The organism is Streptococcus sp. IsoGale021, from assembly GCF_031142795.1.
Taxonomy (GTDB): domain Bacteria; phylum Bacillota; class Bacilli; order Lactobacillales; family Streptococcaceae; genus Streptococcus; species Streptococcus hominis.
The window spans coordinates 1-12481 of record NZ_JAKZJH010000006.1; the positions used below are offsets into that span (position 1 = coordinate 1).

The 12481-nt window shown below is 38.1% G+C and carries 10 protein-coding genes; 1 reads left to right on the forward strand and 9 read right to left on the reverse strand.

Annotated features, from left to right (window positions below):
• Positions 1–58: 58 nt before the first annotated feature.
• The 7 genes from ezrA to RG565_RS05555 all read right to left on the reverse strand — a co-directional run bounded on the left by ezrA (position 59) and on the right by RG565_RS05555 (position 9927).
• Entirely contained in the window at positions 59–1783 is a 1725-nt protein-coding gene (gene ezrA, locus RG565_RS05525) for a septation ring formation regulator EzrA (RefSeq protein ID WP_070671176.1), read from the reverse strand.
• A gap of 87 nt (positions 1784–1870) precedes the next feature.
• Positions 1871–3817, reverse strand: coding sequence for a DNA topoisomerase (ATP-hydrolyzing) subunit B (gyrB, locus tag RG565_RS05530; protein WP_126466630.1), 1947 nt, complete (start codon positions 3815–3817; stop codon positions 1871–1873).
• Between the two features lie 12 nt (positions 3818–3829).
• Positions 3830–4393, reverse strand: a complete 564-nt coding sequence (locus tag RG565_RS05535) for an HAD-IA family hydrolase (RefSeq protein ID WP_247937246.1) — start codon at positions 4391–4393, stop codon at positions 3830–3832.
• A 128-nt stretch (positions 4394–4521) separates the two neighbouring features.
• The gene (locus RG565_RS05540) at positions 4522–5070 is read right to left on the reverse strand and encodes a DJ-1 family glyoxalase III (RefSeq protein WP_247937245.1); all 549 of its coding nucleotides are present in this window, start codon (positions 5068–5070) and stop codon (positions 4522–4524) included.
• A gap of 12 nt (positions 5071–5082) precedes the next feature.
• Positions 5083–6315: an FtsW/RodA/SpoVE family cell cycle protein gene (locus tag RG565_RS05545; protein ID WP_037582582.1), complete on the reverse strand. Its 1233-nt coding sequence runs from the start codon at positions 6313–6315 to the stop codon at positions 5083–5085.
• A 47-nt stretch (positions 6316–6362) separates the two neighbouring features.
• Complete coding sequence (locus RG565_RS05550; RefSeq protein WP_247937244.1) at positions 6363–7343, reverse strand: YeiH family protein; 981 nt, start codon at positions 7341–7343, stop codon at positions 6363–6365.
• A 121-nt stretch (positions 7344–7464) separates the two neighbouring features.
• Positions 7465–9927 (reverse strand): bifunctional DnaQ family exonuclease/ATP-dependent helicase, encoded by a 2463-nt coding sequence (locus RG565_RS05555; RefSeq protein WP_247937243.1) that lies wholly within the window; start codon positions 9925–9927, stop codon positions 7465–7467.
• Positions 9928–10064: 137 nt separating this feature from the next.
• Between RG565_RS05555 and RG565_RS05560 the strand changes: the two genes are divergently transcribed.
• Positions 10065–10700 carry an MBL fold metallo-hydrolase gene (locus RG565_RS05560; protein ID WP_247937242.1) on the forward strand — a complete coding sequence of 212 codons (636 nt, stop codon included), beginning with the start codon at positions 10065–10067 and terminating at the stop codon, positions 10698–10700.
• A 93-nt stretch (positions 10701–10793) separates the two neighbouring features.
• Here the strand turns inward: RG565_RS05560 and ftsX are convergent, their stop codons facing one another.
• Positions 10794–11720 carry a permease-like cell division protein FtsX gene (gene ftsX / locus RG565_RS05565; protein ID WP_247937241.1) on the reverse strand — a complete coding sequence of 309 codons (927 nt, stop codon included), beginning with the start codon at positions 11718–11720 and terminating at the stop codon, positions 10794–10796.
• A complete protein-coding gene (gene ftsE, locus RG565_RS05570; protein WP_003025346.1) occupies positions 11713–12405 on the reverse strand; it encodes a cell division ATP-binding protein FtsE in 693 nt (230 codons plus the stop codon). Before ftsE ends, ftsX begins: the two co-directional genes overlap by 8 nt.
• Between the last annotated feature and the right edge of the window lie 76 nt (positions 12406–12481).

The window sequence follows — 12481 nt, forward strand, 5'->3', positions numbered from 1 at the left end:
AAAAGAACATAATAAAAAGAGGCAAGGAAATGAAACCTTGTCTCTTTATTGTTTTAATTTAAAATCGGATATTTTCTCGCGTTTTTTCATACGATGTAACAAAACGATTGGTTACACCAGGTTCTACTACATCCAATGCTTGCGAGATCTCCTCAAACGATGCTTGATAATCAAACTCATTTTCAAAAATCTCTAGTGCACGGTTGAAGGCAGTTTGAACTCCTTCATCAAATGAACGATAGCGATTTGAATATTGTAACAATTGCTCTGTCAAAGTAGCATTTTCAACAATCCGGTAAGTCTCATTTTCCAGTTCATTCATATCATTTGTCAAAATCTCTAACATACGATTTACTGATTCAATATTGACACGATACTGTTCCAATTCTGCTACTAAAGCTTCTGTGTTATCACTTGCAGTAAAGAAAGTGGTCAGGAAGCTCCGTGGAATACCCGGCAAATTGCGTTTTTCCATATAACGCTTAATCGTATGCAATTTGTTGATATAAATGTTAACTTTTTGTCGAGCATTGGCATCATCTTTTTCAATTTTAGCCAATTTTTCACTCAACACTAACTGCTCATCTTCAATTTCTTTCACACGTTTTTGAATAGTTTCAAGATTTTCTTGAAGAACAGAATAAGCCTGTTTTCTTTCTGAAGAATCTTCAATCGCTTCTAAAACAACATCATCTAAGCTAGAAAGTTCACTTTGAAGTCGACGAACATGATTCGTATCGCTTTCTGTCAAGAGATACAATTTTGAAAGACGGGCAATCTCTGTCAAAAGATTTTGATTGTTTTCTTTTGTATGACCTAAGTAACCTGGTAAACTATTAACTAATTTGACAACTACTTTATGTGACTTGATTTCACGGTTAAACATGTCATATAAAGCATCCATTTCTTCTTGGATTTGCGTATTTTCATATTGTGCATTGTCCAATTCTAAACTGGCAATGTTTTCACTGTTGCGTTTCAAACTAGTATGCAGCTGTTGGAAGCGAGATTCAATATCAGTTTCAATAAAATGATAACCGGATTCCAGTAATTTGCGATGACCAGACTCCAAATCTTCCAACTGTTCTGGTAACTTTTGATCTAATTCTGATACAAGCTCTGGGATTTTTTCAACAATATGCGTTAAAGCAAGGATGTGATCTTCTGTTTTATCCAAAATTTCCGCTGCTTCAACAGGATCGCCTGATGAGTTTAAAGTTACAAATTGAGAGAATTCAGATTGAATTTTTTCTAATTGCTTTTCGATCTCAGGAAGCGCTGAGCCATAACTTTCTGTATCATTTGCCACAGACACTTGCAACTTTTCAAATAAATCCAAAGCATGCAAGACACGACCGCTATTTTTAGACTCTTGCTTTTCTAATTCAGCAAGTGCATTGCGAATAGCAGTAATATCTTCTTCAATCAAGTCAATTTGACTCTCGATTTTATCAATACCATGCTTTGCTTTTAGAAACCGAAACGAATTATTGTAACCTTCCGTTTCAAAGAGGTTATTTTCGATGTCTGCAAAAGAGTTTAAAGAAAGATCAACCCATTTTTGATTCCATTCACGAAAAGCCACTTGACTTTGTCCAATCAAATGCATGTTTTTAACCGCTTCGACTTCATCGTTTACAGGAAGATTATAAAGTTCTTCTTTGCGATCTTCTAACTTAGCAAGCAAGGCATCATTTCTTTTTCTTAATAAGACAGCAGTTATGTAAGCAACAATCAAGAGAACTGCTATCACTATAATTAGTACGATTAGTCCGTTAGACATGTAAAACTCCTTCAAAATATTACTTGAAAATAATCATGATTATTATATCATAATTTTCTTGGTAAATGTGAATTTTTTCAGATTTTTTTAAACGTCCAATGTACTATATACGGCGTTCTCTTCGATAAATTCACGACGAGGTTCTACACGGTCACCCATTAGCATATCAAAAATCTTGTCCGCTTCTGCTGCATCATCGACTGAGACACGCGCCATTAAGCGATGTTTTGGGTTCATCGTTGTTTCCCAAAGTTGGTGGTCGTCCATTTCTCCCAAGCCTTTGTAACGTTGAATACTTGGTTTAGAACGCCCTTCAGAATAACGCTCCAATGCCAACTGTAGCTCTTCTTCTTGATTGGCTCCGGGCTGGATGTATTCTTTCACTTCACTGCCGACTTTCACACCATAAATAGGCGGTTGAGCAATATAGACATAACCTGCTTCCAAAACAGGCTTCATATAACGATAAATCAACGTCAAAAGAAGGGTTCGGATATGCGCACCATCAACATCGGCATCGGTCATAATGACTAATTTTTGATAACGAGCTTTGCTCACATCAAAATCCGCTCCAAAGCCTGTTCCCATTGCGGTAAAGAGACTACGAATTTCTTCATTGGCTAAAATTTTATCCATGCTAGCTTTTTCAACATTTAAAATCTTACCGCGAATTGGCAAAATAGCTTGAAACTCCCGATTTCGACCAGACTTGGCTGAACCACCTGCTGAATCTCCTTCCACGATAAACAATTCTGTTTCATGCGGATCATTAGAAGAGCAATCTGCCAATTTACCAGGTAGATTTGAAATTTCAAGACCTGATTTCTTGCGGGTCACTTCACGCGCACGCTTGGCTGCAATCCGAGCCTTGGACGCTAAAATTCCCTTTTCTACTATCTTCTTAGCAACCGCAGGATTTTCCAAAAGGAAATCTGAGAAAGCTTCGCTAAAGAGACGATTAGTAATTTTAACAACTTCACTATTTCCAAGCTTCGTCTTTGTTTGTCCTTCAAACTGTGGGTTAGGATGTTTTACAGAGATAACAGCTGTTAATCCTTCACGGACATCTTCACCAGTCAGGTTGTCTTCATTTTCTTTCAGAAGCTTATTTTTCTTGGCATAGTCATTGATGACACGTGTGAGCGCTGTACGAAAACCTTGTTCATGCGTCCCACCTTCATGAGTGTGGATATTATTTGCAAAACTCATGACAGTTTCGTGATAGCCTGTTGTATACTGCATAGCTACTTCAACAGTAATATCATCCATTTCTCCGTCTGTATAAATCGGATTTTCAAAGATAACATCTTTATTTTCATTGATATACTGGACATAGCTAGCAATCCCACCCTCATAATGGTAATCTTTTGTTTGCTCCAAACCTTCCCGTTTATCGGTAATAGAAATTCGCAGGCCACGATTCAAAAATGCTAGTTCTTGCACCCGTTTATTTAATTTTTCAAAATCAAATTCAACCGTTTCTGTGAAGATTTCTGGGTCTGGTGTAAAATGAACAGTTGTTCCTGTGCGATCAGTCTCGCCGATAATCTCCAGATCCGCTACGACGTGCCCGCGACGGTATTCTTGAAAATGAATCTGACCGTTCTTGTAAACCCGAACATCAAGTTGAGTAGAAAGAGCATTAACCACGGAAGATCCGACACCATGCAATCCTCCAGATACCTTGTACCCGCCACCGCCGAATTTTCCTCCAGCATGAAGAATGGTAAAGACAGTTTCTACCGCAGGACGACCTGTTTTTTCTTGAATATCTACAGGGATTCCACGACCGTCATCAACAACGGTAATCGAATTGTCTTTCTCAATAAATACTTGAATATGTGTTGCAAAACCAGCTAGTGCCTCATCAATTGAGTTATCTACAATTTCCCAAACAAGATGATGTAGTCCTTCTTTTGAAGTTGAGCCAATATACATCCCTGGACGCATTCGGACAGCTTCCAAACCTTCTAAAACCTGAATTTGACTGGCATCATAATCTTGTGCTTGCAGTTCTTTATTTTCTTCTGACATACGATTCCTTTTCTATATTTTTATAAATTTCTTGAGATTTTCCATATCATCAAAGAGATAAGTTGCAAAGCCAGCTGATTGACCCGCTTCTGTGTCAATTGAACGATCTCCGATGACTAACCCATTCTCAATCTGATACTTATCTTTTAAATAAAGCATTGACTCAGGATTTGGCTTTCTCTTAAAACCACGATTAGAAGTCACCACTTCTGTAAAGTAGCCTGAAATCCCTGTTTTATCAAGAATCTCTAAAACCTGATCATTCCGATGAGAAATCAGAAAATTACGCCCTCCTTGTGCAACGATATTCTTGAGCAAATCTGCAGCACCTTCAAATAATACCGGATGAGCTAACTCTCTTGCTTCATTCACTTTATAAGTTTGTAAAAATGCAGGAATGTTGGGCGCAAATTGAGCAACTGCATAGGGAGTTGAAACCTTTAGCGCCTTGTAAACATCATCATGATTAGTTTGAATCCCAAAACCAGCTAATGTTTCTACAAACGCAGCTGTTGACGTCTCGTAATTATTGAGGAGAGTCCCTCCTAAATCCCAAATATAATCTTGATAATCCATACTTTTTATTATAACATATTTTTGTAAAAAATTGCTGTTAAAACAGATAGGAAAGCCTATTTTAGACATGAATTTTCATAAAAAAACTTACTTGGATCATTCCAAATAAGTTTTAGTATCATAGACAATCAATCACCGTAAACGTCATTGTAAAGCATCGCCGTTGCAAGCTGCTCACTGTCTCCGCCTAACTGATGAACCAACTCATAAGCAAAAGCTAGAGCAGTTGCAGGTCCTCGGCTAGTAATTACTTTCCCGTCAACAACGACGGTTTGCTTGATATAAATGCCAGAATCAATGTCTGACTCGATACCATCGTAACAGGTAAACTGTTTGTCCTTTAAAATACCTGCACGATTGAGTGCAATCGGTGCTGCGCAAATGGCAGCTATCCACTTGCCTTCTTCCTGCATCTTTTGTAGAGCTGACATCAAACGATCATCATCTCGCAAATTTGTCGCACCAGGCATTCCTCCCGGCAGTACCACTAAGTCATAATCCTCTAACTTTCCAGCCCAAACCTTATCTGCTTGAACTGAAATACCATGAGAACCTGTTACCGCTTTTTCAAATCCAATCATGTCACATAGGATTCCTGCACGGCGAAGAACATCCACAACCGTCAATGCTTCAATTTCTTCAAAGCTATTGGCTAACATAACAGCTACTTTTGTCATCTTTCTTCTCCTTTATTTTAATCGTTTTAAAACCACTTTTTTACGTCTTTGAGGATAGCGTATCTTTTTTTCATCTGTGAGATTATTTTGATAACTCATTGAAAGTAAGAGCCCGACCCCGATTAAATTACTAATAATGGAAGATCCACCTTGAGAAATGAATGGAAGCGGAATCCCTGTTAGAGGTAAAATCCCTGTTACTGCTCCGATATTTTCAAAAATATGAAAGAGCAGCATCATGATGAAACCGGTTGAAATATATGTATAAAATTGATTATTTGATTTCAGCGTAATTTTTAGCATGCGATAAATCAAGAGCAGATACAAGGCAATCACAATCGTTGCACCGACAAAACCAAAATCTTCTGCAATGACAGTAAAAATCATATCACTTTCACGTACAGGCACCAATAGATTGGATACATTAAACCCTTGTCCCCAGAGACCACCACTACCAATTGCTATTTGACCTTGTGCCTGTTGATAAGTAGTGGTTTGAGCGTAGTCAAACGGATTCAGCCAAGCCAAAATACGGTTGATCTGATAAGTTGGCATCCCAATTTGGTGCAAAAAAGCTCGCCCGTCTTTTGAAATGAAGATAAGTAAAAAGCCACCGCCTACAACCAGAACGGTCAAAACAACTGGTACAATGATTTTCCAAGACACACCTGATAAGAGGACAATTCCTGAAAAGATTGCGATAAAGACTAATGCTGTCCCTAGGTCACTCTGCAATGCCAATAAAATCAGAACGGGTAAGGTATAAAGGGCTAACTCAAAAATCAGTAAGAAGTCCAATTGAACCGTTCGCTCTCTATCTTTATAACGCTGTAAAAAATTAACAACAACTCGTGATAACATCAGAATATAAGAAATTTTCATAAATTCAGACGGTTGAAACAAGGTCACACGCCCTATAGTCACCCAGTTTTTTGCTCCTGTTGAAGCGACTAATTCTGAACTATAAAAAATGAGCGGAAGCAGCATCAACGCTAAGCCAAATACATATAAGTATGGCGTTATTTGCCAAAGAAATTTTGTTTTGAATAGCATGATAACCAGACTGATAACTGTCCCTAGAGCAATCCAAGCAATCTGCTGCCCTACAATTGGCCAAACGTTTTTTGGATAATCATGACTAACAGCAATATAAATGGCCATAACGCCAATGAAAAGCAAACAAAATACTGGTAATATTAAACTATAATCCACTCGCGAATCAATCGAGCGTTTTTGATAAGGCATATCTCCTCCAACATACGTAATAAATGTCAGTCACTTTTAAAGCACATTTATGAGAAAAAGTATTGAATGATTAAGCTAGATACAGCAACCGCGAACCAAGCAAAGGCTCCTGTCAATAGTGGCGCTGCACCTGCTTTTCTAAATTGCCCAAAGGATACTCTCGCACCAATTCCAGCAAGAGCCATTGCTATGAGCCATTGTGACAAGAACTTCGTTGTAGGAACGAACGAACTTGGAAAAATCCCAACACTAGTAACAATAGACGCCATGACAAACCACAAAATAAACCAAGGAAAAATTTTCTTTAAATTAACTTTTTGATGACTGCTTTTTGAGCGTAAATATCGGACTCCTGCAAAGATAAGACAGGCTGGTACAATCATTAAAGCACGGCTAAGCTTCACAATCGTTGCTAAATCTCCTGCTGACTGACTGTAAGTATAACCCGCTGCTACAACAGATGATGTATCATTGATAGCTGTTCCTGCCCAAGTTCCAAATGTCGCATCATTCATATGCATGAGATGTCCCAAAAAAGGGAAAATAAAGACCGCTAAAATGTTAAAAAAGAAAATTGTAGAAATAGATAAAGCAATCTCTTCATCTTTTGCTTCTAAAATCGGTGAAGCTGCTGCAATAGCAGAACCACCACAAATAGCCGTTCCAAATCCAATTAAAGTGGTTAGAACTTTGCCCATTCCCAGCAGACGTCCTACCACATAAGCTGAAATAAAAGCAATCAGTATAGTTAAAATGCTAATTTTTAAAGAGGAGATGCCTGTAGCAGAAACCCGACCAATGGACATACTAAACCCCAGCAAAATAATGGAATATTGCAGTAATTTCTTACCTGAATAAGCTAAACCAGCATGATAAGTCTTCTTTATATGAAAAAGATTATTAGCTAGAATTCCCAAAAGAATGGCAAAAACACTAGAGCCAATCAAGGGGAATAAATTTCCCAAGACGGTTGCTACTGCCGCTAATACAAAAGCAAAACCAATCCCTGGAAGATATTTTTGATACATATTGAACCTTCTTTCTTTGTGTTTCTATTATAACAAAATTTAAAACTAGCAGCAGAGGAAATTACCATTTTTAGCAAAAAACTCAGTTAAAAAGTGAACTGAGTTTTCTAATGGGGTAAAATTACACCGTTTCCTTCTTCTTCAAAAATTGCTCAATTTCTGTTGGAATTTTTTTCATACTGGTGACAGATATTGGAGCAATTTTTTCCAAGGCTGTTTGAATTTGGCGACCATAACGTTTGGTTAACATGCGATTGTCTAAAATAACGACTGCTGACTGCTGCTCTTGGTGTCGGATTGTACGTCCCAAAGCCTGTTTTAGGCGTAAAATCGCAACAGGCAAGCTATAATCATAAAAAGGATTCTTGCCTTCTTGCCGCAATTTGCGGTTGAGTTTTTGCGTAAAGAAATCGCTCGGATTATCAAATGGAATCCGTGTAATGACTTCAATCATTTGCTTCTGACTAGAGAAATCTGTTCCCTCCCAAAAACTGCCAGCCCCTAGTAAAATACTCGTTTCCCCTCTGTCAAAACGTCGTTTAATATTAGCCGCTTCACCATTCTTATACTGGGCTAAGTGTGGCAAGCGCAAACGTTCCGAAACAGCTAACAACAACGCTTTCGATGTGAATAAAACGAGAAGTGGAACTTCCTGAGTAGCTAATTTATGAACCCATTTGACAATCAATTCTGCATAAGTGTCCACATCCAAGTCTACAACATTTGGAAAATTCTTATCCAACCATATTTTCTGCTGATGTTTCTGCTTTTGTGGTAACTGATAAAATGGTGCATTTTCAAAACCAAGTAAATGCGCTAAATGCACTTTTTTACTGATTTCAAGCGTGGCTGAAACGAATAAGACTTGAACCTCTTCAGGCAGCAAAGCTCGAAAATCTAGCACTTCTAGGCAAGCGGCTTCCAACATCGTCACTCGATAATCATCGAACTGCTCTTCTTTTAACCAGAACTGGTCGTATTTTGTGGCAAAAATAGTGCGTAAATCAGCAAGAGAGCTTTGATCTAACTCTGATAAATCTTGTCGAAGTTTGGAACAGGTTTCTTTCGTTAGCTCATTTTTCTTGTAACGTTGGAATTGTTCCATCGCATGAGTCAATTCAAATTGAATATCCTCTATTAACCGACGTTGCAAAATGGTACCTGTTGTTTCAAGTTCCGATTGAATTTGTTGCAAGCATTTTGTCATATTGAGGGATTTTCGAGAGAGATTTTCCAAAGCTAAAAACAACTTCTGAGCTTCATCCACAATCAAAAGCCGATTCTCCACAATGGATTTATCATCTTCTAACCGCGTCAAAAAATAAGCATGATTGGTCACTAATACACGACTGCGTTTGGACTTTTCTTGACCTTTTTGCCAAAAATCTGCACCATAAAAGAGGGATTTTTTGCTCAACTTTCCATCATGAAGCACCTGTTGAAAATAGGTCTGATAGCGATGCCGTTGACCAATTTCATCCAAATCACCAGATTCTGTTTCTGTGAGCCAAACTAAAAGCAACATCTTGCAACGATTGACCAAACGATTGTCATCTACCCGCTGCAAACTGTCATAAAAGAAGTCAAGCTTCAAATAATTGGCAGGACTTTTCAAGCTATGAACAGAAAGATGAAAGATTTCTTCTAACTTTTGTCCTTCATTTGCCACAATCTGGTCCTGCAACACTTTCGTAGGAACTGTTACCAGAATTTGCTTGCTCGTTTGAGCCAAAGCAGGAAGCAAGTAACCATAGGTCTTGCCTAAACCTGTCTGAGCTTGTAAAAAACTTGGTTGCTGACTTTTCAAAGCCTGTTCCACATCATGTGCAAACTCATCTTGTTCTTTTCGCTCCTCTAAATCCAGCAAATTGATGTTGTGAGTGAAATTTTTAGACAATTTCCTCGCTTTTTGGATTTTTTTACTTTTTCGAAGAAAAATTCCCTGCCACTTCATCAAATCACGGCAAGTTATGTCCGATATTTGGTTAAAAGCATCTTCTATCGCTAAGCGTGATTCGTAAATCAAACTATCCGAAAATTTCAACAAATACTCTACCAATTCTTTTGGAAGTTTTTGAATTTTTTCTTGTATTTTTAAAAATAATGTAGCCGTTGCTGAGGCATCCGCAAGTGCTGTATGCGCATGTTTCAAAGGAATATCTAACTGCTCACATAATATTCCTAGATTGTATTTTTCAAACGTTGGGAAAAAGACTTGTGCAAGCTCTACCGTATCTACCCTCGGAGTCACCAATTCAAATCCTTCCCAAAAGAGAGCTTCTGCTAATAAATTAGCATCAAATTTCACATTATGCGCCACAAAAATGGCATCTTCAATCAACTCATAAATCTTACGAGCCACTTGAGAAAAGTCTGGCGCCTTTCTCAATCGCTTATCTGTCAATCCTGTCAATTGGCGAATATGAGGATCTAACTTTTCATGAGGATTCACATCGGTTTCATAAGTTTTGACAATCTGACCATTTTCAATCAGCACAATCCCGACTTGAATAATTTTTGCGTTGCTGCTGGCACTCGTCGCCTCTAAATCCACCACAGCATATTTTCTTTTTTCTTGTGTCATATTAGAAAAATTATACCATAAATCCAACTATTTCGTATCACGTTTTATGCCTTATTTTCCCTTGATAAATAGCTTGATATTTCTTTTATGTCATTTTTCATATTTTTTTGCTAAACTATGAAGTGAAAGGAGTTCTCATGATAACAATTCATAAAACTTTAAACGCTCAAGCATACGAAAATACTTATTATTTAGAAAATGAGCATCACCTTATCGTAGTTGATCCAGGTAGTGACTGGGATAAAATTGCAACAAAAATCCAAGAAATCAATAAGCCAATTACAGCTATTTTGCTGACCCATACTCATTACGATCATATTATGAGTGTTGATTTAGTTCGTCAACATTTTGGACATCCACCTGTCTATGTCGCTGAAAGTGAAGCAACTTGGCTTTACACTCCGGAGTATAATCTATCTGGACTAGCTCGCCACCAAGATATTGATAACATCATTCTCCAGCCTGCCGATGCCTTTTTTGACTATCATAGTCCTTACAGTCTAGATGATTTTTATTTTTACGTCGTACCAACACCAGGACATTCAATCGGTGGTGTTTCAATCATCTTTCCTAACGAGCACTTTGTTTTAACTGGCGATGCTTTATTCTGCGAATCAATTGGTCGAACGGACCTCTATACTGGAAATATAGAACAACTCATTTCTAGCATCAAAAACGAGTTGCTGACCTTGCCTGATTATGACGTTTATCCTGGGCATGGTCCTCAAACCACCATTGTTCATGAAAAAATGTTTAATCCGTTTTTGCATTAAAAAAGCCCTAAATGAACTGCATCTCAAAAGTTAGGTTTTTCTATCTAACTTTCGGATCAGAGTTCAATAGGGTTTTTATTATCACTTCTTTTTTTAAATTTTCAAGAATCGTCTCATTGAGAGAACCGAGCCAAATGCTCCGATGATAATTCCTACTACGAAAAGGAAGGAAATCATCAATGGAATAAAGGTTTTGGGTACAATCATTGAAAGATTTTGACTAGCAAGAGATGGATTAAATGACTTATAGGCCATTTCGTAAATAAAATAGACCAAGCCAGCTGGAACAACTGCCCCAAGCAAGCCAATCCAAGCTCCTTCTAACAAGAACGGACCTCGAATGTAACTGTTTTTTGCTCCCACCAGACGCATGATTTGAATTTCACGACTGCGTGAAATAATCGTAATCCGAATAGTATTTGAAATCAAGAAAACAGCAATAAAGACTAAGAGGAGCGCTCCTACAATTCCCCACGTACGGATAAAATTAGCTAACGCAAAAATACGTTTTGTATTGGCTCCACCGTACTCTACTTCAGAGACCCCTTCCACTTTCTTCGCATTGTTTGCTACAGAGGTAACGTATTTGGGGTCAGTTGTATCGACAATATAAGCGTCATGCAGGGGATTGGCATCTCCTTCAAAGAGTTTCCAATCTTTACCCATGACTTCTGTTAGTTTCTTTAATTGTTCTTGCTTGCTAGAAAATGTTACTGATTTCACATTTGACATTTTGTTGAGGGCATCATATACCTTATGGTAGTCCTCATTTTTGACTGTTTGACCTTCTTTTGTAATGGTCTCTTCATTGTCCGCTGTATCTGGTCGCATATAGACCATAACCCGCACATTATTTTCAATATCTGTTGCTAGCTTCGCCGTGTTTAAAATGACTGACACAAAGATTGCGACTAACCCTAGTGTAATCATCACGGAGCTGACCGCAGCAACTGTCATCCAACCATTTCGCTTCAAACTTTTGAGCGATTCAAGCAGGTGACTAAAAAATTTACTATTCATCGTATCCGTATTCTCCTTTTGCTTCATCACGCACCACACGACCATTTTCGATGGCAATAACGCGGTGACGCAAAGTATTTACAATTTGGCTATTGTGGGTCGCCATTAGAACAGTCGTCCCTTGCAGGTTAATTCGTTCCAGTAGATTCATGATTTCCCACGAATTATCTGGATCCAAATTCCCTGTCGGTTCATCGGCAATCAAAACTTTAGGATTGTTCACAATCGCACGTGCAATGGCAATCCGTTGTTGCTCACCACCTGATAACTCATTTGGAAAAGAGCGAACTTTATGTTTCAAACCAACCAAATCCAGCACTTCCATAACACGCTTTTTAATATTGCGACGACGCTCACCGATAACTTCCATGGCGTAAGCGATATTTTCATACACCGTCTTTTTGGGTAGCAATTTATAATCTTGGAAAACGACGCCAACATTACGACGCAACATTGGAATATCACGTTTTTTAATTTTAGCAAGATTAAAGCCAGCAACTTGCAGACTTCCCTTATCAACTTTCACTTCACGATACAATAATCGAATAAAAGTTGATTTCCCAGCTCCAGAAGGTCCTACAATGTAGGTGAATTCTCCTGGCTCTACTTCAATGGACACACCACGCAAGGCTGTTGTCCCGTTGTCATATTTTTTGACAACATCTCTCATTTCAATAATTGACATTTATTGTTAAGAGTTCCTTTCGTAAGATAGTTGAGGGAGTGGGAGAGGAAACTATGATTGCATTGCAATTACAATT

Excerpts from the sequence above, each read along its gene's own strand:
- ezrA (WP_070671176.1), bottom strand. The coding sequence starts at position 1,783 with ATGTCTAACGGACTAATCGTACTAATTATAGTGATAGCAGTTCTCTTG.
- gyrB (WP_126466630.1), bottom strand. The coding sequence starts at position 3,817 with ATGTCAGAAGAAAATAAAGAACTGCAAGCACAAGATTATGATGCCAGT.
- RG565_RS05535 (WP_247937246.1), bottom strand. The coding sequence starts at position 4,393 with ATGGATTATCAAGATTATATTTGGGATTTAGGAGGGACTCTCCTCAAT.
- RG565_RS05540 (WP_247937245.1), bottom strand. The coding sequence starts at position 5,070 with ATGACAAAAGTAGCTGTTATGTTAGCCAATAGCTTTGAAGAAATTGAA.
- RG565_RS05545 (WP_037582582.1), bottom strand. The coding sequence starts at position 6,315 with ATGCCTTATCAAAAACGCTCGATTGATTCGCGAGTGGATTATAGTTTA.
- RG565_RS05550 (WP_247937244.1), bottom strand. The coding sequence starts at position 7,343 with ATGTATCAAAAATATCTTCCAGGGATTGGTTTTGCTTTTGTATTAGCG.
- RG565_RS05555 (WP_247937243.1), bottom strand. The coding sequence starts at position 9,927 with ATGACACAAGAAAAAAGAAAATATGCTGTGGTGGATTTAGAGGCGACG.
- RG565_RS05560 (WP_247937242.1), top strand. The coding sequence starts at position 10,065 with ATGATAACAATTCATAAAACTTTAAACGCTCAAGCATACGAAAATACT.
- ftsX (WP_247937241.1), bottom strand. The coding sequence starts at position 11,720 with ATGAATAGTAAATTTTTTAGTCACCTGCTTGAATCGCTCAAAAGTTTG.
- ftsE (WP_003025346.1), bottom strand. The coding sequence starts at position 12,405 with ATGTCAATTATTGAAATGAGAGATGTTGTCAAAAAATATGACAACGGG.